General features: G+C 34.8%; 24 protein-coding genes and 2 tRNA genes. All 26 read left to right on the top strand.

Features of this window, described 5'->3' with window-relative positions; genetic code table 11:
- Positions 1–77: 77 nt before the first annotated feature.
- The 26 genes from spoVT to V5E38_RS20770 all read left to right on the top strand — a co-directional run bounded on the left by spoVT (position 78) and on the right by V5E38_RS20770 (position 23,021).
- Positions 78–614 carry a stage V sporulation protein T gene (gene spoVT / locus V5E38_RS20895; protein ID WP_114347079.1) on the top strand — a complete coding sequence of 179 codons (537 nt, stop codon included), beginning with the start codon at positions 78–80 and terminating at the stop codon, positions 612–614.
- Between the two features lie 216 nt (positions 615–830).
- Positions 831–2,420 carry a putative polysaccharide biosynthesis protein gene (locus V5E38_RS20890; RefSeq protein ID WP_097979264.1) on the top strand — a complete coding sequence of 530 codons (1,590 nt, stop codon included), beginning with the start codon at positions 831–833 and terminating at the stop codon, positions 2,418–2,420.
- 18 nt (positions 2,421–2,438) lie between these two features.
- Positions 2,439–3,893, top strand: a complete 1,455-nt coding sequence (gene yabN, locus V5E38_RS20885) for a bifunctional methyltransferase/pyrophosphohydrolase YabN (protein WP_499211329.1) — start codon at positions 2,439–2,441, stop codon at positions 3,891–3,893.
- 34 nt (positions 3,894–3,927) lie between these two features.
- The gene (locus V5E38_RS20880; RefSeq protein WP_056474461.1) at positions 3,928–4,197 is read left to right on the top strand and encodes an RNA-binding S4 domain-containing protein; all 270 of its coding nucleotides are present in this window, start codon (positions 3,928–3,930) and stop codon (positions 4,195–4,197) included.
- 90 nt (positions 4,198–4,287) lie between these two features.
- Positions 4,288–4,593, top strand: a complete 306-nt coding sequence (yabP, locus tag V5E38_RS20875) for a sporulation protein YabP (RefSeq protein WP_056474457.1) — start codon at positions 4,288–4,290, stop codon at positions 4,591–4,593.
- Positions 4,590–5,201: a spore cortex biosynthesis protein YabQ gene (gene yabQ / locus V5E38_RS20870; protein WP_499211328.1), complete on the top strand. Its 612-nt coding sequence runs from the start codon at positions 4,590–4,592 to the stop codon at positions 5,199–5,201. The genes yabP and yabQ overlap by 4 nt, the downstream gene beginning before the upstream one ends.
- Positions 5,202–5,579 (top strand): FtsB family cell division protein, encoded by a 378-nt coding sequence (locus V5E38_RS20865; protein ID WP_499211327.1) that lies wholly within the window; start codon positions 5,202–5,204, stop codon positions 5,577–5,579.
- Positions 5,580–5,664: 85 nt separating this feature from the next.
- The gene (locus tag V5E38_RS20860; RefSeq protein WP_056474447.1) at positions 5,665–6,135 is read left to right on the top strand and encodes a S1 domain-containing RNA-binding protein; all 471 of its coding nucleotides are present in this window, start codon (positions 5,665–5,667) and stop codon (positions 6,133–6,135) included.
- Positions 6,136–6,289: 154 nt separating this feature from the next.
- Positions 6,290–6,366 (top strand) — tRNA-Met (locus V5E38_RS20855).
- Between the two features lie 11 nt (positions 6,367–6,377).
- Positions 6,378–6,449, top strand: a tRNA-Glu gene (locus V5E38_RS20850).
- A 330-nt stretch (positions 6,450–6,779) separates the two neighbouring features.
- A complete protein-coding gene (gene spoIIE / locus V5E38_RS20845; protein ID WP_387332745.1) occupies positions 6,780–9,254 on the top strand; it encodes a stage II sporulation protein E in 2,475 nt (824 codons plus the stop codon).
- 79 nt (positions 9,255–9,333) lie between these two features.
- A complete protein-coding gene (locus V5E38_RS20840) occupies positions 9,334–10,068 on the top strand; it encodes a vWA domain-containing protein (RefSeq protein WP_499211326.1) in 735 nt (244 codons plus the stop codon).
- Positions 10,037–11,158 carry a serine/threonine-protein kinase gene (prkT, locus tag V5E38_RS20835; RefSeq protein WP_499211325.1) on the top strand — a complete coding sequence of 374 codons (1,122 nt, stop codon included), beginning with the start codon at positions 10,037–10,039 and terminating at the stop codon, positions 11,156–11,158. The genes V5E38_RS20840 and prkT overlap by 32 nt, the downstream gene beginning before the upstream one ends.
- A 72-nt stretch (positions 11,159–11,230) precedes the next feature.
- Entirely contained in the window at positions 11,231–12,619 is a 1,389-nt protein-coding gene (tilS, locus tag V5E38_RS20830) for a tRNA lysidine(34) synthetase (protein ID WP_499211324.1), read from the top strand.
- A gap of 9 nt (positions 12,620–12,628) precedes the next feature.
- Positions 12,629–13,168 (top strand): hypoxanthine phosphoribosyltransferase, encoded by a 540-nt coding sequence (hpt, locus tag V5E38_RS20825; RefSeq protein ID WP_088014785.1) that lies wholly within the window; start codon positions 12,629–12,631, stop codon positions 13,166–13,168.
- 81 nt (positions 13,169–13,249) lie between these two features.
- Entirely contained in the window at positions 13,250–15,166 is a 1,917-nt protein-coding gene (gene ftsH / locus V5E38_RS20820) for an ATP-dependent metallopeptidase FtsH/Yme1/Tma family protein (RefSeq protein WP_499211323.1), read from the top strand.
- 257 nt (positions 15,167–15,423) lie between these two features.
- Positions 15,424–16,188 carry a type III pantothenate kinase gene (locus tag V5E38_RS20815; RefSeq protein WP_097979255.1) on the top strand — a complete coding sequence of 255 codons (765 nt, stop codon included), beginning with the start codon at positions 15,424–15,426 and terminating at the stop codon, positions 16,186–16,188.
- A gap of 13 nt (positions 16,189–16,201) precedes the next feature.
- Entirely contained in the window at positions 16,202–17,077 is an 876-nt protein-coding gene (hslO, locus tag V5E38_RS20810) for an Hsp33 family molecular chaperone HslO (protein WP_097979254.1), read from the top strand.
- Between the two features lie 154 nt (positions 17,078–17,231).
- On the top strand, positions 17,232–18,152 hold the full coding sequence (gene cysK / locus V5E38_RS20805; RefSeq protein WP_097979253.1) for a cysteine synthase A: 921 nt from the start codon (positions 17,232–17,234) through the stop codon (positions 18,150–18,152).
- 145 nt (positions 18,153–18,297) lie between these two features.
- Entirely contained in the window at positions 18,298–19,728 is a 1,431-nt protein-coding gene (locus V5E38_RS20800; RefSeq protein ID WP_499211322.1) for an anthranilate synthase component I family protein, read from the top strand.
- Positions 19,725–20,312, top strand: a complete 588-nt coding sequence (gene pabA / locus V5E38_RS20795; protein ID WP_499211321.1) for an anthranilate synthase component II — start codon at positions 19,725–19,727, stop codon at positions 20,310–20,312. The genes V5E38_RS20800 and pabA overlap by 4 nt, the downstream gene beginning before the upstream one ends.
- Positions 20,309–21,181 (top strand): aminotransferase class IV, encoded by an 873-nt coding sequence (gene pabC / locus V5E38_RS20790; RefSeq protein ID WP_499211320.1) that lies wholly within the window; start codon positions 20,309–20,311, stop codon positions 21,179–21,181. The genes pabA and pabC overlap by 4 nt, the downstream gene beginning before the upstream one ends.
- A gap of 65 nt (positions 21,182–21,246) precedes the next feature.
- Positions 21,247–22,020, top strand: a complete 774-nt coding sequence (gene folP, locus V5E38_RS20785) for a dihydropteroate synthase (protein WP_097979283.1) — start codon at positions 21,247–21,249, stop codon at positions 22,018–22,020.
- Positions 22,013–22,375, top strand: coding sequence for a dihydroneopterin aldolase (gene folB, locus V5E38_RS20780; protein ID WP_056474411.1), 363 nt, complete (start codon positions 22,013–22,015; stop codon positions 22,373–22,375). The genes folP and folB overlap by 8 nt, the downstream gene beginning before the upstream one ends.
- Positions 22,372–22,869: a 2-amino-4-hydroxy-6-hydroxymethyldihydropteridine diphosphokinase gene (folK, locus tag V5E38_RS20775; RefSeq protein ID WP_387332723.1), complete on the top strand. Its 498-nt coding sequence runs from the start codon at positions 22,372–22,374 to the stop codon at positions 22,867–22,869. Before folB ends, folK begins: the two co-directional genes overlap by 4 nt.
- The gene (locus V5E38_RS20770) at positions 22,821–23,021 is read left to right on the top strand and encodes a helix-turn-helix domain-containing protein (protein ID WP_056474403.1); all 201 of its coding nucleotides are present in this window, start codon (positions 22,821–22,823) and stop codon (positions 23,019–23,021) included. The genes folK and V5E38_RS20770 overlap by 49 nt, the downstream gene beginning before the upstream one ends.
- The last annotated feature ends 18 nt before the right edge of the window (positions 23,022–23,039 follow it).

Below are 23,039 nucleotides of genomic sequence, written 5' to 3'. Positions count from 1 at the left end.
GTGACCTTACCTCATTGTCACTCGGATATCTTTCATCAACGTAGACATGCAAGTAAGTGAGGAGGCGCTTTACAAGTATGAAAGCAACAGGTATAGTTCGTCGAATTGACGATTTAGGTCGAGTAGTAATACCAAAAGAAATTAGGAGAACTTTACGGATTCGTGAAGGTGATCCATTAGAAATATTTGTGGACCGAGATGGAGAAGTCATTTTAAAGAAATATTCACCAATTAGTGAATTAAGTGATTTTGCGAAGGAATACGCTGATGCACTTTACGACACACTTGGACATACTGTCATTATAAGTGACCGAGATTCAGTTGTAGCAGTTGCGGGGGCTTCCAAAAAAGAATACTTAAACAAAAACATTGGTGATATTATCGAAAAAACTATGGCGGAGCGTAACTCAAAAGTAGTTAGCGAGCCTGGGGAAGCTTCATTTATCGAAAGTGTAATTGAAAAATACCAATCCTATGCAGTAGGAGCAGTCATCGCAAGTGGGGATCCAATTGGAGCTGTTGTTATCTTTTCAAAGGATAAAACAATATCTGAAGTTGAAAAGAAAGCAATCGATACTGCTACTAACTTCTTAGCTAGACAAATGGAGCAATAATAATATATGAAGTAAACATGGGCCAGTAAAGGAATATTACCTTAACTGGTCTTTGTTTTTTCCCTTTAATATAAATTACCGGATTTACATTTAAAGAAACCCATTACTTGCTAAAATTGGAAAAGAGAGGTTTTTTCTTTTGGCAACTCTTTACATAAGCCCTATTAATGTAATACATTAAAGGGTGAACCGTCTAACAAAGGAGTTGTTATCCTTTTGCAAAAAGCTAAGCAAAAAGCAGCCCTACAAGGGGCTTTGTTCATAACAATAGCATCATTATTATCGAAAGTACTAAGTGCGTTTTATAAAATTCCTTATCAAAATATTGCCGGCGATTTAGGTTACTATATTTACCAACAGGTATATCCTGTCTACGCAATTGCTCTAGCTTTTTCTACATATGGCTTTCCTTTAGTTTTATCATCATATGTTGCTGAAAGATTGGCGAAAAAAGATGACAAAGGGGCTAAAGATTTAGTTTATGCAACATTTATGATGTTGTTAGTCATTGGTATATTGTGTTTCTTTACTTTATACATAGGAAGTAATAGTATAGCGAAGTTTATGCGTGATGATCATCTAGCGATGTTAATTCGTGTTGTTAGTGTTGGCTTTTTATTTGTCCCAATCACTTCAGCATTTCGAGGATATTATCAAGGTTTAGGGGATATGGGGCCTACTTCAGTCAGTCAGGTGATTGAGCAATTAATTCGAGTTATTACGATTTTAGTGCTTTCACTTTATTTAATGCAAACGACCGACAATCTTTATATTGTAGGTGCAGGGGCTGTTTCAGGTTCAATACTTGGTAGTATAGCAGCGATACTGTACTTCTTTTATTGGGTTTCTTTTCGTGGATCTGGTTTGACCATACCATCATTTGGTTTACTTAAAACCTATCGTTTAGAATTAAAAACAATTTTATATCAAGGTATCCTACTAAGCTTAAGTAGTTTAGTACTTGTATTCATTCAGTTTATCGATTCACTCTCTTTTTATCCGTTATTAGTACAATATGGATATCATGTTGAAGGCGCTAAGCTAGTAAAGGGTATTTATGATCGTGGATTTCCGCTAATTCAATTAGGTTCTGTCATTGCTTCATCGTTTTCACTGGCCCTAATTCCGTACTTATCAAGTGAATTAGTTCGAAAAGAACATCATTCTATTAATAATCGAATCTCAGGTGCCATTAGAGTAAGTATTGTAGTAGGAGCAGCTGCAACAATTGGTTTAATTTCAATTATCCATCCGACCAATATCATGCTTTATCGAAATGATCTAGGAACTGATGTCCTAACTGTTTTATGTATATCGATCTTCTTTGCTGGGGTATCGATTACGACATCTTCAATTGCACAAGGATTAGGTAAAAGTTTAATTCCAGCTTTAAATGTTATTGCTGGAGGTTGTGTTAAATTTATTGGAAATGTTATTTTAATGGAGCAAATCGGATCTAAAGGAGCAGCTTATTCAACGGTATCTGCTTTAATTATTGTTACGATTTTGAACTTAGCTTATATATATAAATTGTCAAAAGTAGCATTTTTTGACTTTAAGTTTATTGTGAAATTATTAGTATCTGTAGCCGTTATGTATGGTTGTGTATATGGTTATGAATATGTTTTTGAAAAATATGCGATGTTTATTAACCCACTTCGTTTAAGAATGTTAGTTGAGGCACTATCTTCAGCGGTTGTAGGTGCAATCGTATTCGCGATTGTATTAATAAAAATTAAGTTATTTACAGTAGAAGAGCTAAGTTCAATCGTTAAAAGTGAAAAATTACAGAAATGGCTTTCTTAAAAGAACAGGAGGATCAAAATGAACAAGATTACAGTTTTAGGTTTAGGAGCAGGTGACCTTAATCAGCTTCCATTTGGTATCTATAAAGAGTTACAAAAAACTGACAATCTTTATTTACGTACAAAAGACCACCCTGTTATAAGTGAATTAGAAACAGAAGGATTAACGTTCCAATCATTCGATGAAATTTATGAAAAACATGATCGTTTTGAAGAGGTATATCAAGAAATTGTTCAACTACTGGTGAAAGCTTCTGAAGCAGGTGCAATTACATATGCTGTACCAGGCCATCCTCTTGTAGCGGAAAAAACTGTTCAGCTATTAATAGAGCTTGCAGATAAAGGAAATATCCAGCTAGATATCAAAGGTGGACAAAGCTTCTTAGATGCAATGTTTACAAGTTTGAAAATTGATCCAATCGAAGGCTTCCAGTTTGTTGATGCAACGGATTTAGAGGCGGAGTCGATTACGTTTAGACAGCATTTGATCATCTGCCAGGTTTACGATCAAATGACTGCCTCACATGCGAAATTAAAGCTAATGGAGCAGCTTCCTGATGATTATGAAGTTGTAATCGTTACGGCAGCAGGTAGTTCAGATGAGCAAATAAGAAGAGTACCACTGTATGAGTTGGATCGTGATACATCAATTAATAATTTGACAAGTGTTTATGTACCTCCAGTTATAAACGAAGAGGATCTATATCATCAATTTGAAACACTTCGTTCTGTCATTGCTACTTTAAGAGGCCCTAATGGATGTCCGTGGGATCAAAAGCAAACCCATGAGTCATTAAAGAAGTACTTATTAGAAGAGGCTTATGAGCTACTTGAAGCAATCGATGAAGAAGATGACGATCATATTATTGAAGAACTTGGAGATGTATTACTTCAAGTCATGTTACATGCCCAAATTGGAGAAGATGAAGGTTACTTCTCAATCCAAGATGTAATTCAAGGATTAGTAAGCAAACTTATCTATCGTCACCCGCATGTATTTTCAACAGTTCATGTGAATGATGAGGAAGACGTATTAAAAAATTGGCAAGAATTAAAACAAGCTGAAAAAGGACATGTCATTGAATCTATTCTTTCAGGCATACCAAAGGAACTTTCAGGAATATTAAAAGCAGAGAAACTTCAAAGTAAGGCCGCGAAAGTTGGGTTTGATTGGAAGGATCTACCGCCAGTGGTAGATAAGGTTAACGAAGAGTTAGCTGAAGTTCTCGATGCCATCAAATTGAATGATCAGTCTAAAGTTGAAGCGGAACTTGGTGATCTGTTATTTAGTATTGTTAATTTAGCACGTTTTATTGATGTAAATCCTGAAGAAGCGATTTTAAAAACAAATATGAAATTTACAAAACGTTTTCAATATATTGAATCAAGACTTCGTGAAATAAATAAGACATTTTCTGATGTATCTCTTGAAGAAATGGATGAGATATGGAATGAAGCTAAAAAATATGAATAATGTCTAATTGAATGAGAATTGAGGAGAATAAATTATGAGACTTGATAAATTTTTAAAAGTATCGAGAATTATTAAGCGTCGTACACTTGCGAAAGAAGTAGCTGATCAAGGAAGAATAACGATCAATGGAACAGTAGCAAAAGCGTCTACAGAAGTCAAAGTAAATGACGAATTAAAAATTCGATTCGGACAAAAAATTGTTACAGCAAAAATTAATTTACTTAAAGAGACCGTTCGAAAAGAAGAAGCAGATGCAATGTATACAATCATTAGCGAGGAAAAACTGTCAGATAGCTTGTTCTAAAAAAGTTGTCCCTTCATATACTTGTACAAATAACACTGTATTAGGAATCGATTTACAAGCGGTACAGTTTATGTAAATGGAGGGATTAGTATGAATAATCCGTATGAGTTAAATGCGAAAAATACAAGCCAAATAATCGAGCAGGATTTATCGTTAAAAAGTAGAAGATATCTTGAGATTACTGGAGTAAAACAGGTTGAGAGCTTTGATAGTGAAGAGTTCCTATTAGAAACAGCTTTAGGCTTTTTGCATATTAAAGGTCATAATTTACAAATGAAAAACCTCGATGTAGAAAAAGGTCATGTAGCAATCAAGGGAAAGATTAATGAACTTTGTTATATTGACGAATACAACTCGGGGAAAGCTAAAGGAATCTTTAGCAAGCTATTTAAATGAGCTTAAACGTTCAGTTCTACTCAATGATAGCGATGGTCGGTATGGGTGCTTATCTTGGTATGGCACTAGATACATACCATCGTTTTTTATATCGAGGTACTCGTAATCGATTGATTGTATTTGCAACTGATATTTTATTTTGGATTTTTCAAGCACTACTAGTTTTTTATGTATTATACTTAGTTAATGAAGGTGCACTTAGGTTTTATTTACTGCTAGCCTTACTATGTGGTTATGCGGCATATCAAAGTCTTTTTCGAACTATTTATAAAAAAATATTAGAACTTGTTATTCAGCTGGTTATTAGCATTTATCGCATTATAGTAAAGTTAATCGTAATATTTATTGTAAAACCTTTAAAGTGGATTATTCAGGTAATAATCGTCATTCTTTTGTTTATTTATGGACTCCTTATTCGACTAATCCGTTTAGTTTACAACGTTGTACTATCAATTCTTTTGTTTTTCGGCAGAGTATGTTGGTTTTTTGTGCCAAAACGAGTCAAAAACTATTTAATCCAATTTAAAGGAGTTTTCGGAAAATTCAAGAATATCTTCCTTACTACTATTAAAAAAGTAAAGGACCTTTTAGATAGGAGGAAGAAATAGGTGGAACATGCGAGAAAATTGGATTTAACTAGACAAGTTGAAGATAAACAAAATATTACTTTAGTTGAGGAACATGGTGTTAAGCCTAGGAAAAGGAGTTTTAAAAAGTTTTTAGTGCGAATTTCATTATTCTGCTTATTAACTGTCCCCCTATTCTTTTTATTACAATCTCATTATGTAACTCAACAACATGTGTATTCATCTAAAGTAAAGCAATTAAAACTAGCAAAGGTTGACTTAAAGAAAACAAAGAGTACGGTAGAGGATTCAAAGCGCATGATTGAACAATTGAACGATGATCAATATATTATTGAGTTAGCTAGAAAAAACTTATTTTTTTCTAAAAAGGGAGAAATAATTTTTCCTAATATCAAGTAATTATCGTTTCATTGACACTTGTTTTTATAATTTTATATAATATAGTAAATCCAGTTAAACATTTTTAAGGAGGAGCATTTTTTTTATGTCAATTGAGGTAGGCAGCAAAGTTAGTGGGAAAGTTACAGGGATTACAAATTTTGGTGCTTTTGTAGAGTTACCAGAAGGAGTAACTGGGCTTGTTCACATTAGTGAAGTAGCTGACAACTATGTTAAAGATATTAACGAACATTTAAAAGTTGGCGATGAAGTAGAAGTAAAAGTAATCAATGTTGAAAAAGACGGTAAAATCGGTCTTTCAATCAAAAAAGCGAAAGAACGTCCACCAGTTAAAGAGGGAGAGCGTGAGCAAAGACCTCGTCAAAGCAGACCTTCATATGGAGGCGGCGGTGGTGGTAACCGTGGCAAAAATCAAAACCGTTCGGATCAACGTCCGGTTAAAGAAACATTTGATCAAAAAATGAGTAAATTTTTAAAAGACAGTGAAGACCGTCTAGCTTCATTAAAACGCAACACAGAATCTAAACGTGGTGGCCGTGGAGCTCGTCGAGGCTAATTTCCTACCTTGTCAGGACATAAATAGGTATATAGAACACGCACTCTTTAATGGGTGCGTTTTTGTATGAAAAAAATAATAAAATAAGATTTAAAAAAACTGTTGACGGTTAATTAGTACCATGATAATATAAATCTTGTCGTTTAAAGATAATGGCGGTGTAGCTCAGCTGGCTAGAGCGTACGGTTCATACCCGTGAGGTCGTGGGTTCGACTCCCTCCGCCGCTACCATTCCCTTTAACGGCCCGTTGGTCAAGTGGTTAAGACACCGCCCTTTCACGGCGGTAACACGGGTTCGAATCCCGTACGGGTCATACAACAACAAAAACGTTTGGTCTCTATAAGAGAGGCTAGGCGTTTTTTTCTTTTTCAGGAACATGCGTCTCCGTCTCTTAATCCCATTCTTCATTCCATACTTTCTCTCTTTATTCTGAATTTCGATTGACATAAAATTTAATAATTGCGTTTCTTTTACCCTATTAGAGAAATTATGCTGCAAGCTTTCCTCATATTTTGTAAAACAGTTGTACGTAAAAGCTTTTTCCGTCGAAGAAAACTTTTATTTGCCTTTGTCATTTTGACATATTCCTTCAATTGGACAAGTTAAAATATGTTCAATAAACCAATTCGGATGAGGTGGAAATATGACGAAACTGCAAAGAGGGTCTTCTAATTCTTCAGCAAGCTTGGTCCCTACTAATGGATTTCAATCAGTATTTCGGCAATCTTCTAAATCAATTAAATCCAAATTAGAGAGAGCATTCTTTGACTTTGGGTTACTAATCTTTTTAACGGGATTTTTATTAGGACGAGCGTTGATACTATCACATATTCTCCCGTTTGTATTACCGTTTTTTGCCTCAGTTTATATGATGAAACGTGAGCGTACAGGAATAGCTTTTGTTGCTCTTATGATCGGTTCATTAACTGTGTCAATTGAAACGGTTAGTTATGCATTTGCCACAATTATCCTATTTTTTATCCTTAATATTTTCTTCGCTAGAGTTAAACGACATTATATAGGTTTAGTACCTTTTCAAGTTTTTTTATCAGTATTTATTAGTCATCTATTAATTACTTATGCTTTTCAACAAGAAGTTTTGATGTATGATGTTTTGATGGCATCAGTTGAAGCGGGATTAAGTTTTATTTTAACGATGATCTTTTTCCAAAGTGTACCTCTACTTGCTATTCCTAAAAGAAAACAGCTTTTAGGTGTTGAAGAAATCGTCTGTTTAGTTATTCTTTTAGCTTCAGTTGTGACGGGGACAACTGATTGGTATATTCAAGATTTATCTATTCAGCATATTGTAACTAGATATATTGTCTTACTATTTGCCTTCGTAGCTGGAGGAACGGTCGGTTGTACAGTAGGGGTTGTAACGGGCCTTATATTAAGTTTAGCGAGTGTTTCGAGTCTATATCAGATGAGCTTATTAGCTTTCTCTGGATTACTTGGTGGACTCCTTAAAGAGGGGAAAAGATTAGGTGCGGCAGCTGGTCTATTAATTGGGACATGCCTCATTAGCTTTTATGCTGAGAAACAATCAGATATTATTTTTTCAATCATTGAATCAGTAATAGCGATTGTCTTATTCTTAATAACACCATCTTTCCTACTTAAACAATTAGCTAAACTAGTACCAGGAACAGAAGAACATTCTACAGATCAACAACAATACTTGCGTAAAATAAGAGATTTGACGGCCAATCGGATTACTCAATTTTCAAACGTGTTTGAAGCATTATCTGCAAGTTTTTCACAGCCTAGCCAGTTTGCACATATTGAGGACGAACTAACTGATGAAGAACTGTTTATTTGTAGTATTTCAAATAAGTGCTGTAATAGTTGTATGAAAAAGGACCATTGCTGGTCAAACAATGGTGACCGAACATATCAATACATGGAAAATATGATGCATTTAGTTGAAAAGGATCAGCTCATTAAGAATGGCCAATTTATGAGAGAGTGGGAGAAGTATTGCCAACGTTCTTCAAAAATGGCAGATTTAATGAAGCAAGAGGTTTTCTACTTCCGTGCAAATCAAAGACTTAAAAAACAAGTTCAAGAAAGTAGAAGATTAGTGGCAGAGCAATTGCGTGGGGTTTCAAAAGTAATGGTCGATTTTGCAAAAGAGATTCAACGAGAAAAAGAAAACCATCAATTACAGGAAGACCAAATCCTACAAGCTTTATTAAACTTTGGAATTGACGTTAGCCAAGTAGAAATTTATAACTTAGAGCAAGGTAATATTGATATAGATATATTAATTCCGTTTGAAAACGAGTACGGTGAATGCCAAAAATTAATTGCGCCAATTCTATCAGATATTTTAAAAGAGACGATTGTTGTATTAAAAGAAGAGTCAGCAACAATACCAAATGGAGGTAATTACTTAGTCACATTTGGATCAGATAAGGCATTTGTTATTGAAACCGGGGTTGCGACTGCAGCTAAAGGTGGAGGCTTTATTTCGGGTGATGCATTTAAAATAATGGATGTTGGAGCAGGAAAGCACGCTATTGCGATTAGTGATGGCATGGGAAATGGTGAGCGAGCTCATATTGAAAGTAATGAAACACTAAAACTACTTCAAAAAATATTAAATTCTGGTATTGAAGAAACTGTCGCTATTAAATCGATTAATTCGATTCTATCATTACGTACTACTGAAGAGGTCTTTGCTACACTAGATTTAGCGATGGTCGATTTACACGATGCTTCAGCAAAATTTTTAAAAATTGGTTCATCGCCAAGCTTTGTGAAACGAGGCAAACAAGTTATCAAAATTGAAGGTAGTAATTTACCAATTGGGATCATTGATGAATTTGATGTAGAGGTCGTAAGTGAGCAGCTAAAGGCTGGAGACTTATTAATTATGATGAGTGATGGTATTTTTGAAGGTCCTAAACATGTTGAAAATTACGAAATGTGGATGAAACGTAAAATAAGTGAATTTGAAACGGATGATCCGCAATCAGTAGCAGAATTGTTACTAGAGGAAGTTATTCGTTCGAATACAGGTGATATTAATGATGATATGACAGTTGTGGTTGCCGTTGTTAAACGAAACTTGCCAGAGTGGTCATCTATCTCATCATATAGTGCGATGGCTTAGTAAAATAAAATAAATAAAGGTTTATCCCCTCCCGTAATTGGACAAAATGGTAACAACTTTTACGCGGAGGGGATTTTGTATGTATAAGGGAAAGTTAAAACAAATTCTATTAATAACTGATGGTTATTCAAACCATGGTGAAGATCCGTTAGCTGTTTCAAGCCTGGCACAAGAATACGGTATTACAGTAAATGTAATTGGAATTTTAGATGAAAATGTACAAAGTGGTGACGGTTTAAAGGAAATCGAGGAAATTGCTAAAGCTGGTGGAGGGATTAGTCAAGTCGTTTACACAAAGCAACTTTCTCAAACTGTTCAAATGGTTACTAGAAAAGCGATGACACAAACAATTCAAGGATTTGTTAATAAAGAATTAAAGCAAATTTTAGGCGATAGCAATTCGATTGAATCACTTCCTCCTTCAAAGCGAGAAGAGGTATATGAGGTTGTAGAGGATATCGGTGAAACTGTAGGTTTAGAAGTTATTATTTTAGTAGATACGAGTGCTAGTATGAAAGACAAACTAGACACTGTTAAGGAATCATTATTTGATTTGCAAATTAGTTTAAACTCAAGAACAGGAGAAAATGCCTACTCGTTATTTATATTTCCCGGGAAACATGATGATGTAGATAAATTACTAGATTGGACACCTAAGTTAGAAAAACTAAACACAATTTTTCCTAAGTTGACGATGGGCGGTATGACGCCAACCGGACCTGCTCTACGTGAGGCTTTAAACTATTTTAACGAACAAAACTACGATAGAGGTAATAATGGTGATGATGAACAATCAATTGAATGGGCAGATTAATTTAGCGCCTGGGACGCTTATTACTGGAAAGTGGAATAAAAACAAATACGAAATTAAGAGTTTACTTGGAAATGGAGCAAATGGAACAGTTTATCTAGCTTCTGGAAAAACTGGAGATGTTGCTATTAAGTTGAGTAAAGATTCTACAAATATCACGAACGAAGTAAATGTTTTAAAAAAAATCACACAGGTCCAGGATTCAATCCTTGGGCCTTCTTTTATCGATGTAGATGACTATATAAATCCAGGAACAAACGAATGCTGCTATTACTATGTTATGGAATACGTTAATGGTGTAAGTTTACCAAAATTTATTGAAAGAAATGGAATGGAATGGAGTAGTATTTTTATCATACAAGTTTTGTCATTGTTAGATAAATTGCACCATAAAGGCTTTATTTTTGGAGATTTAAAAACAGATAATCTACTAGTTACGAAAGAACCAAATAAAATCCAGTGGATTGATTTTGGAGGAGTTACTCAAATTGGACGTGCAGTTAAAGAGTTTACGGAGTTCTTTGATCGTGGTTACTGGGGCTTAGGTTCTAGAAAAGCAGAAGTTTCCTATGACTTATTTGCTGTTACGATGATTTTTATCCACTTGCATTGTAAAAAGCAGTTTTTAAAAAACGGGTTGGGAATAGATCAGATTGAACAAGTAATAAAGCAAACACAAACCCTTAATCCATATAAAGAATTTCTAATGAAGGGATTAAAAGGGGAGTATGTTAATGCAAGTGCTATGAAACAAGCTCTATTAATGTATGAACAAAAGATAAATGCTACAAAAAAGAAGAAGAGTAAAAAGGATCAAGCTACTACAGCACAAACGATGAATCAAACAAGGCAATCTAAAAAGCAAAATCAGACTGCTAATCAATCAACACAATCAAAAAAAAATAGCCAGTCTACAAATCAACCTACAAATTCAACTAATCAGAATCAAAAACCTAACCAATCAACACAGACAAGAGCAGGGAACAATGTTCAAGTGAAGCAAAAGAAAAAAAGAATTCACTGGTTCGAAACGTCAACCATTCTCCTGCTAATGGGCTTGGCTTATGCATTATATTTTTATTATCAGATGTAAATTATAGTACTCCAAGGGTGTGAATGGTAACATATAGATATGAATTTTACTTTCATTTAGGAGTATAGGTAAATGGTAATTAATCAATTAAAGGAATTTATAAAACAAAACAATATTATCAGAAATAGTGTAATTGTGATCGGTGTTTCTGGAGGTCCAGACTCAATGGCGTTAGCTCATTCTTTTTTATCACTTAGGGAAGAATATGAGTTCTCGATTATTATCGCACATGTAGATCATATGTTTAGAGGACAAGAATCTTTAGATGATTTAGAATATGTTAAGAACTGGTGCCTCCAAAATAACGTACAATATGAAGGTAAGAGCATAAATGTGAATCAGTATATCGAGGAAACGGGTTTAAGTAGTCAATTGGCGGCAAGGGAATGTCGATATCGTTTTTTTGACGAAGTGATGAATAAATATGAAGCGAATTATTTAGCGTTAGGTCATCATGGGGAAGACCAAGTTGAAACGATTTTAATGCGCTTAGTAAGAGGTAGCTCGCAGGTCGGTTACGCTGGCATTAGGGAAAAGAGATCTTTTAGTACAGGCGAAATTATTCGTCCTTTTTTAGATTTAAGAAAACAAGCATTAACTACATATTGTCACGAACAAAGTATTATCCCTCGAAAAGATCCAAGTAATGATAAAGATGTTTACACAAGAAATCGATTTAGACATCATATTCTACCTTTTATTTTTGAAGAAAATCCAACTGCACATAAAAGATTCCAGCAGTTTAGTAGACAGCAATTGGAAGATGATCTATATTTAATGGAATTAACTGAAGACGCAATGAATACAGTTATAAAAAATAAAGAAAAGCAAGCAGTCACTATTGACGTTAAACAGTTTTTAAATGTGCCTATATCTTTACAAAGAAGATGTATTCAACTAATATTAGATTATGTCTACCTATCTATCCCTAAAGGCTTGACACAAGGGCATCTTAATTCAATTCTGACTTTATTACGAAATGAAAAATCCACGTGGGAGCAGCATTTACCTGGAGGACTTTTTGTCACACGCTCATATAATGAATGCATCTTTACATTCATACAAATGAATGTGAAGGATTATACTATTTCTATTAATGAGCCTGGTGAGTACGAACTACCAAATGGTTTTTCAATTAAAGTTGAATTAAACAATCAATGTTTTGAACAAAAAAATGACATGTTTATTTGTTCTGTCAAGGATGTTTCTTTTCCACTCATTGTTCGGAATCGAAAGAATGGTGATCGAATGTCATTAAAGGGTATGAATGGGTCAAAAAAGTTAAAAGATATATTTATTGATGAAAAAATGAAACAATCATTACGTGATGAATGGCCAATAATTACGGATAGTCAAAATAATATATTATGGGTACCTTTCGTAAAGAAATCTGCATTTGAAAGAAATTTTTCGACAGATGAGTCACTCGTTGCAATACAGGTGGTTTCTAAGAGTTTCTAGGAGGAAAAAATGAAACAAGACATTCAACAAGTATTAGTAAGTGAAGAGGCAATTCAACAAAAAGTAGTAGAATTAGGTGCAGTACTAACAGAAGAGTACAAAGACCGCTTTCCACTAGTAGTGGGTGTTTTAAAAGGAGCTCTTCCGTTCATGTCTGACCTTATCAAGCATATTGATACATATATCGAAATTGATTTTATGGATGTTTCTAGTTATGGACATAGTACAGTTTCTTCTGGTGAAGTAAAAATTGTAAAAGATTTAAATACTTCTGTTGAAGGAAGAGATGTAATCATTCTAGAAGATATTATTGATAGTGGTCTAACTTTAAATTATTTAGTTGAACTATTTAAACACCGCAAAGCTAATACAGTTAAAATTGTTACTTTATTAGATAAGCCAAGCGGACGTAAAGCAAATATCGAGGCTGATTTAGTTGGTTTCGAAGTACCAGATGCTTTCGTAGTAGGGTATGGTTTAGATTATATTGAACGTTATCGAAATCTGCCGTATGTTGGCGTTTTAAAGCCTGAAGTTTACACGAAATAAGTCAAGTTTTATTCGTTTGTTTACATGGTATAACTATGCTACTATATAAAGTAATTAAATTGAAAGAGAGGAGGTTTGGAATTGAATCGAATTTTCCGTAATACAGTCTTTTACATATTAATCTTCTTAGTTGTGATTGGTGTTGTTACATATTTCAATGGGCCAGAATCTCAAGTTAAGAAAGTAAGTTACGATACATTTTATACTAAGTTACAAAAAGGAGATGTTAGCAGTTTAACATCTATCCAACCTAAAAATGGAGTGTACATAGTAAGAGGTCATTTTACAGATGTAAAAAAAGGCGAATCTTTCCAAACTCAAGTACCAATTAGTGACGAAACGACAAAAATAGTTAACAAAGCAGTTGCTGACTATAAAATAAAGGCTAATTGGAATCCAGCTGAAACAACAAGTGCATGGGTGCAAATCTTCACTTCACTCATTCCATTTGTAATTATTTTCATTCTTTTCTTCTTCCTAATGAATAATGCACAAGGTGGCGGAAGCCGTGTTATGAACTTTGGGAAGAGCAAAGCTCGTCTTTATAATGACGAGAAAAAGAAAGTACGATTTAAAGATGTTGCAGGTGCAGATGAAGAGAAGCAAGAGCTTGTTGAGGTAGTAGAGTTCTTGAAAGATCCTCGTAAATTTTCTGAATTAGGTGCAAGAATTCCTAAAGGGGTACTATTAGTAGGACCTCCTGGAACAGGTAAAACATTATTAGCAAGAGCTGTTGCAGGAGAAGCTGGAGTTCCATTCTTCTCAATCAGTGGTTCTGATTTCGTTGAAATGTTTGTAGGGGTCGGTGCTTCTCGTGTTCGTGATTTATTTGAAAATGCGAAGAAAAACGCTCCTTGTATCATATTTATTGATGAGATCGATGCTGTAGGTCGTCAACGTGGTGCGGGATTAGGTGGAGGTCACGATGAGCGTGAACAAACATTAAACCAGTTACTTGTTGAAATGGATGGTTTCGGTGCTAACGAAGGTATTATTATCATCGCTGCAACAAACCGTGCAGATGTTTTAGACCCAGCGTTATTACGTCCAGGTCGATTTGACAGACAGATTACGGTAGATCGTCCAGATGTAATAGGACGTGAAGCGGTATTAAAAGTACATTCAAGAAATAAACCATTGGCTCCAGATGTAGACTTAAAAGCTATTGCTCAAAGAACTCCTGGATTCTCTGGTGCAGATTTAGAGAATTTATTAAACGAAGCGGCATTAGTTGCTGCTCGTCGTGATAAAAAGAAAATCGATATGCTTGATATTGACGAAGCAACTGACCGTGTAATTGCGGGACCTGCTAAGAAAAATAAAGTTATATCTGAAAAAGAGCGTAAAATTGTTGCATTCCATGAAGCAGGACATACGGTTATTGGCCAAGTGTTAGATGAGGCTGAAATGGTTCATAAAGTAACAATTGTACCTCGTGGTCAAGCTGGTGGTTATGCTGTAATGCTTCCAAAAGAAGATCGTTACTTTATGACAAAACCAGAATTGCTTGATAAAATTACAGGTCTACTTGGTGGACGTGTTGCTGAAGAAGTGGTATTTGGTGAAGTAAGTACAGGAGCTCATAATGACTTCCAACGTGCAACAGGTATTGCTCGTCGTATGGTTACTGAATTCGGTATGAGCGATAAACTAGGTCCATTACAGTTTGGTCAATCTCAAGGAGGAAATGTATTCCTTGGTAGAGACTTTAATAATGAACAAAATTATAGTGATAAAATTGCTTATGAAATCGACGTTGAGATTCAAACAATCATTAAAGAATGTTATGCAAAGGCAACTGATATTATTAAGACGCATCGCGATAAATTAGACTTGCTTGCTAACACATTATTAGAAGTGGAAACTTTAGATGCAAAAGGAATTAAGAGTCTTTGGGAACAAGGTACACTTCCTACATCTCCATCTTCAAATGATGAGATTAAAGTTAACATTTCTAAAAAGAATGATGAACCAACTGAGCCTAAAATCACTGAATAAAAAATTAAGAGTGTCTTTCTAGACACTCTTTCTTTTGTTTATTGGAGAAAAGTCAAGTAAGCCAAGACCATGGGGAAATTAGGCTCATTGAAGCGTTTTAATAAACCAATACGACCCGTGTCCACAGCAGAAAGCATCTATTTTTAAACTACTATCAACTTGTGTTATCATTATTTTTATAGTGATTAAAAATTGTACTTGAGACAAAAAATATAAAATAAAAGTTTTATTTTTGAAATGGAGAGACGGTGGATTATATGTTATTTGTAATCGATGTAGGAAATACAAATACTGTTTTAGGTGTTTACCAAGAAGATGAGTTAATACATCATTGGAGAATTGAGACGAATCGTTATAAAACGGAAGATGAGTACGGTATGGTCATTGGTTCATTACTTGAATATGCAGGTATTGGTTTTGATGAGTTTCATGCAGTTATTATTTCATCAGTAGTCCCACCGATTATGTTCTCACTGGAAAGAATGGCAACAAAATACTTTAAACAAAAGCCACTAATCGTTGGTCCTGGTATAAAAACAGGTTTAAACATAAAATATGATAATCCGAAAGAAGTTGGCGCAGACCGAATTGTTAATGCGGTTGCTGGAATTGCACAATACGGAAGTCCGCTGATTATTGTAGATTTCGGAACAGCTACTACATATTGTTATATAGATGAAAATAAAAATTACATCGGTGGAGCAATTGCACCAGGGATCAATATTTCAACAGAAGCACTCTATACAAAGGCTTCAAAACTGCCTCGTATAGAGCTTTCAAGACCTTCTAATATTGTCGGTCGTACAACTGTAGAAGCAATGCAGGTTGGAATCCTATATGGTTATGTAGGTCAGGTTGAAGGCATTGTAAAACGAATGAAAGATCAAGCAAAGGTAGAACCTACTGTTATAGCAACAGGCGGACTTGCATCATTAATATCTAAGGAATCGGATATCATTGATGTCATGGATCCATATTTAACATTAAAAGGTCTACATTTAATTTATAAACGAAATTCATAAAAAGGGGTACAACATGAAAGATTATTTAGTAAAAGCATTAGCTTTTAACGGTGAAGTCCGTGCATATAGCGTTAGATCAACAAATATTGTAAAAGAAGCTCAAGAACGTCATGACACTTGGTCAAATGCTTCTGCTGCATTAGGTCGTACACTAACAGCTGCTACGATGATGGGTGCTATGTTAAAAGGCGATGAGAAGTTAACTTTAAAGGTTGAAGGTAATGGTCCAATTGGCCATATTTTAGTCGATAGTAATGCAAAAGGTGAAGTCCGAGGATATGTTCAAAATCCACATGTACAAACTGAACTTAACAAACATGGAAAAATTGATGTAGCAAAAGCGGTGGGTACTGTAGGTACAATCTCAGTTGTTAAAGATATTGGTATGAGAGAACCTTTCACAGGCTCAGTACCTATTGTATCAGGTGAACTTGGTGAAGACTTTACTTACTATTTTGCTGTATCTGAACAAACACCTTCATCTGTAGGTGTCGGCGTATTAGTAAACCCAGATCATTCGATTTTAGCAAGTGGAGGATTTATTATTCAAATCTTACCTGGCGCTAGTGAAGAATGTATCACGAAAATTGAAAATCGTTTAAAAACGATTAAACCAGTATCTAAACTAATTGAAGAAGGCCTGACTCCAGAAGAAATTTTATATGAAGTGTTAGGAAAAGAAGAAGTTAAAGTTTTAGAAACGATGGATGTAAAATTCCAATGTCAATGCTCAAGAGAGCGAATTGAGGGTGCTCTTTTAAGTATTGGTAAACAAGAATTAGAATTAATTTTAGAAGAGGATGGAGAAGCAGAGGTAACATGTCATTTCTGTAATCAACCTTATCATTATTCTGGTGAACAATTAAAAGAATTAATTAACAAATTGTAGGTGAAAATTAAAGGAATTTGTCGAGCTTTCTTTTCATAATTTATTATGAATTTCATACAAGTTATGTATAGGAGAAAGTAATTGACAGATTCTTTTGTTTTTTACATAATGTATATTAAACAGGTCAATATACTAGGAATTAGGAGTGGATGAAATGAAAGTTGCAAATTCAGTTTACGAATTAATCGGTAGAACTCCAATTGTAAAACTTAACAGATTAGTAGACGAGGACAGCGCGGAAATATATTTAAAACTAGAGTTTATGAATCCTGGTAGCAGTGTTAAAGATCGTATTGCTCTTGCGATGATTGAGGATTCTGAGAAAAAAGGTTTAATAAAACCAGGTGATACAATTATTGAACCAACTAGTGGAAATACTGGTATCGGATTAGCAATGGTAGCAGCTGCTAAAGGCTATAAATCAATTCTAGTAATGCCAGAAACAATGAGTATTGAGAGACGAAACTTATTACGTGCATATGGCGCAGAACTAGTTCTAACTCCAGGCCCTGAAGGAATGGGAGGAGCAATTCGTAAAGCTGATGAATTAGCAAAAGAAAATGGATATTTCGTTCCACAACAGTTTAATAATATTGCAAATCCTGAAGTCCACCGTTTAACAACTGGTCCTGAAATTGTTGAGCAAATGGGAGACCAACTTGATGCATTTATTTCAGGAGTAGGTACTGGAGGAACAATCTCTGGTGTAGGAGCTGTTTTAAAAGAAGCTTACCCTGGGATTAATATTGTCGCTGTTGAACCTGAAGACTCTCCAGTTTTATCAGGTGGTAAACCAGGTCCACATAAAATTCAAGGTATTGGAGCAGGTTTTATACCTGAAACATTGAACACGGATATTTATGATGAAATCGTTAAAATCAAAAATGACGATGCAATGGAGACAGCTAGAAAAGTAGCAAAAGAAGAAGGTATACTTGTAGGTATCTCTTCTGGTGCTGCAATCAGTGCTGCATTACAAGTTGCAAAAAAACTTGGAAAAGGTAAAAAAGTACTTGCGATCATTCCAAGTAATGGAGAGCGTTATTTAAGTACAGCATTATTCCAATTTGAGTAATTTTTTTGGTGGATTAAATGATAAATTTAAAAACCCTTTGCTAGCTGCAAAGGGTTTTTTTGTTTTTCCATAAAATGCTTTGATGTATACTTCCTACTTTTTGTGTAAAATGAAAAAAGAAGCGCTATCAGAGGGGGATATTCACATGAATTATGAAATCTTTTCAAAAGTTATCAATTATACTACACCTTTCTTTAAATACTTTGTAGAAACGGCAAAAGAGAAAAAGAATGCCGTACTTCTTGAGAGTGGTCGTGACGGACGATATTCAATTATGGCATCTAATCCCGTTGCGAAGTTATATGGAAAGGATAATAAATTAACGGTCGAAGTAGGGATTGAAGAGTGCTCTGAAAAAGTGGAGTATGAAGGAAATCCAATTGATTTAGCAAAGGAATACCTATCTAAATACACAGTGGAAAAAAGAGATGACCTACCACCATTTCAAGGCGGGGCAATCGGTTATTTCACATATGACTGTAACCATTATATCGAAGACCTACCAACAATGGCAGAGGATGTTTACAATATTCCAGATGTTTATTTATTAATCTTCCATGAAGTGGTTGTTTTTGACCATCAAGAAAATCAATTATATTTTATTGTTATAGATGAAATGAATAATGCTGTTAAGGCACAAGAACGAATTGACTCTTTAGAAGAATTCTTCATTAGTGAAATAGAGCAAATTGATTTATCTAGAAGAATTTCTACCGAAGAGGTTGAAAAAACAATTTATATGTCTGAACAAAAATTTACGGATGCTGTTGGAAACGTTAAAGAATATATCAGTGCGGGGGATGTATTCCAGGTGAATTTATCCGTGCTACAATCTGAGACGCTTGTAACAGATCCACTGTATATATATGAGCAGCTTAGAGAAATAAATCCTTCACCATATATGTCCTATTTAGATTTTGACGAGTTTCAAATTGTTAGTTGCTCACCAGAGCTATTAGTAGCAAAGCGTGATCAAGAAGTTTGGACAAGACCAATAGCAGGTACAAGGTCTCGTGGTAAAACAGTTGAAGAAGAACAACAACTGATGGAAGAACTACGTTCAAATGAAAAAGAACAAGCTGAGCATATTATGCTAGTTGATCTAGAGCGCAATGATTTAGGAAGAGTATGTGAATATGGAACTGTTGAAGTAGACGAGCTATTAGTAATCGAAAAGTATTCGCATGTAATGCACCTTGTTTCAAATGTTAGAGGTGAGCTACAAAAGGATAAAGATTCATTTGATTTATTAAAAGCAGTATTTCCCGGGGGAACAATAACAGGAGCTCCAAAAATCCGTACGATGGAAATTATTGAAGAACTAGAACCAACCAAGCGTGGCATTTATACAGGTTCTGTTGGATGGATTAGCTTCACAGGAGATATGGAGTTAAATATTACGATTCGAACAATGATTACAAAAGGTCAGCAAGCATATGTACAAGCTGGTGCTGGCATTGTTATTGATTCTAATCCAAAACATGAATATTTAGAAAGTCTTAAGAAAGCTCAAGCTTTATGGACAGCTAAGAAAGTAAGCGAAGAAAAAGCAAAGTTGGGTGGGAATGTAAAATGATATTAATGATTGATAATTATGATTCATTTACCTATAATCTAGTTCAATATTTAGGCGAATTAGGTGAAGAATTAATTGTAAAACGAAATGATGAAATTACTTTAGAAGAAATCGAAGCATTAGCCCCGTCTTATTTGATGATTTCACCAGGACCTTGTACACCGAACGAAGCTGGAATCAGTTTAAAAGCAATTGAACACTTTGCTGGGAAAATCCCAATTTTAGGCGTATGCTTAGGTCACCAATCAATCGCTCAAGTGTTTGGAGGAGACGTAGTACGTGCAGAACGCTTAATGCACGGAAAAACATCGGCAATTACACATGGAGGTTTAGGATTATTTAATGATTTACCATCACCAATTGATGTCACACGATATCACTCTTTAATTGTAAAAAAAGAAACGTTCCCTGAGGAGCTTGAAATAACAGCTTGGACGAATGAGGGAGAAATCATGGCTTTAAAACATAAGACATTACCGATTGAAGGAGTACAATTTCACCCGGAATCGATTATGTCACAATTCGGTAAAGAAATGCTTGGAAACTTTTTACAAGCATATAAACCGTCTAGGAGTACAGTATGAAACTATATTTTAATGGAGAATACTTGAACGATCATGAAGTGAAAATATCTCCATTTGATCATGGCTTTTTATATGGCTTAGGAGTATTTGAAACATTTCGGATCTATAATGGGCATCCATTTTTATTATTTGATCATTTAAAGCGTTTAAGAAAGTCGTTATTGAACCTGAATATCGAGTGGAATTTGCTAGATGAGGAAATACAAACGATATTAAATAGGTTAATTGAATTAAATGGACTACAAGATGCGTATATACGTTTGAATGTTTCAGCAGGTGAAGGTGAAATAGGTTTATACACTGGTAAATATTCGAATCCAAATACCATCATTTTTATTAAACCTATGCATGAAAGTAATATCTTAGAGAAAGAAGGGGTAATACTAAATACCCCTCGAAACTCTCCTGAAGGAAAAGAGCGATTAAAGTCTCATCATTATTTAAATAACATTATCGGGAAAAAAGAGATTGGTAACTCACCAAATATAGAAGGAATCTTTTTAAACAAAGATGGGTTTCTTTCAGAAGGTATCGTTTCAAATCTCTTCTTTATTAACCAAGATCGATTATATACACCACACGTTGATACGGGAATTTTGAATGGGATAACGAGACAGTTCGTGATTTATTGGGCTAAATTAAAAGGGATTACAGTTGAAGAGGGCTTCTACACGGAGCAAGAGCTGTTAAAAGCGGATGAAATATTTATTTCAAACTCAATCCAAGAAATTATTCCCGTTACAGTAATTGGCGAGCGGCTCTTTAATGTTAGTGAAAGTAGCATAATAAAGGATTTGCAAAAGGACTATAGACTGCACCGAAAATCCTTATTAAGCATGAATGAAATGGAAAGAAGTGAACAAGCGTGAGAAGAGCAACAAAACCCTTGATTTGTGGAAATTACTCATTACCAATTCAGAATGAAACTATTGTAATGGGGATTTTAAATGTAACCCCGGACTCGTTTTCTGATGGTGGTCGATACAACGAGATTGAATTAGCGATACAACATGCAAAGAAGTTAATTGCTGATGGAGCAAAAATCATAGATGTAGGTGGGGAGTCGACAAGACCTGGAGCTGCCATAGTTGACGAAGACGAAGAGTTAAGAAGAGTTGTTCCGATTATTAAAGCATTATCTAAAGAAATTGATGTCCCAATTTCCATTGATACTTATAAATCTGAAGTGGCAAAACAAGCCGTTGAAGCTGGCGCAACAATCATTAATGATGTTTGGGGGGCTAAGAAAGACCCTAAAATTGCTGAAGTGGCTGCTGCGTACAATGTTCCAATTTGTTTAATGCACAATCGAACAGATGAAAACTATTATAGTTTAATGAGTGATCTTGTCTGTGATTTAGTTGAAAGTATTAGTATAGCAAAACGCGCAGGCGTAAAGGATGAAATGATTATTTTGGATCCAGGTGTTGGTTTTGCGAAATCAGCTGAGCAGAATTTAGAAGTTTTAAACCAAATGGAGCAAATCAAAGCGCTAGATTATCCTGTGTTACTTGGTACTTCTAGAAAAAGGTTTATAGGGGAGGTTCTTGGTACTGAAGTACATGAGCGAATGGAAGGTACAGGGGCTACTGTCTGTTTAGGTATTACGAAAGGCTGCGAAATTGTACGAGTACATGATGTATTAGCGATTTCCCGTATGGCTAAAATGATGGACGCTATGTTAAAGATTGGAGTAAAAAATGGATAAAATTTATGTAACAGGTATGAGGTTTTATGGATACCATGGTGTATTTAAAGAGGAGAAAACATTAGGGCAACGATTTAATGTGGATTTAATTGTCGAATTAGATACAAAAAAAGCAGGAGAAACAGATGATTTGGCGTATTCAGTAAGTTACGCAGACTTATTTAAAACCTGCGAAGAAGTAGTTCAAGGTCAGTCTTATGATTTAGTTGAATCAGTTGCTGAAGAAATTGCCAAACAAATATTAAATACATATGATTTAATTCAACAATGTACTGTAAAAGTCATAAAACCAGATCCACCAATACCAGGACATTATGATTTTGTAGCAGTTGAAATAACAAGAGGTCGCATATGAAAAATGAATCATATTTAAGTTTAGGAACAAATATAGGCGACCGAGAAGGTTTTCTTACAAAGGCTATTAGGGAATTAGTGAATCATCCCGACATTCAAGTAGAACAAATCTCTTCTATCTATGAAACAGACCCAGTTGGATACACAGACCAAGATCCATTTTTAAATCTCGTTATTAAAATTTCTACCAATTTGACACCACTTCAATTACTTGATGTTACGCAAGGAATCGAAAAAGGTCTTGGCAGAAAAAGGGAATTGCGTTGGGGTCCAAGAACGATAGACCTTGACATTTTACTCTATAATCACGAAGATATAGAAGTTGAGCACCTAAGAATACCTCACCCGAGAATGTTTGAAAGAAGCTTTGTATTAATCCCCTTAAAAGAAATTAACCAATCAATTAAGGTTGAAACTAAATTTTTAGAGGATAAAGGAGTTCGATTATGGAAGCTGAAAAGTGGGGTAGACGGATTAGGGCTTTTAGAAAATTAAAAGGTTTTACCCAAGAAGGCTTTGCAAAAAACCTTGGAGTTTCTGTTTCTGTGTTAGGTGAAGTTGAGCGAGGGAATCGTATGCCGACTGAACAGTTTTTGCATGATTGTGCAAAACAATTAAAAGTAAGTGTAGAGGAATTATCAATATAGAGTTTTATTGTAATAGAA

It is taken from the genome of Rossellomorea sp. GAMAL-10_SWC (assembly GCF_049568075.1).
Classification (GTDB): domain Bacteria; phylum Bacillota; class Bacilli; order Bacillales; family Bacillaceae_G; genus Gottfriedia.
The sequence above is the reverse complement of the archived record's forward strand: the minus strand, read 5'-3'. Positions and strand labels throughout refer to the sequence as shown.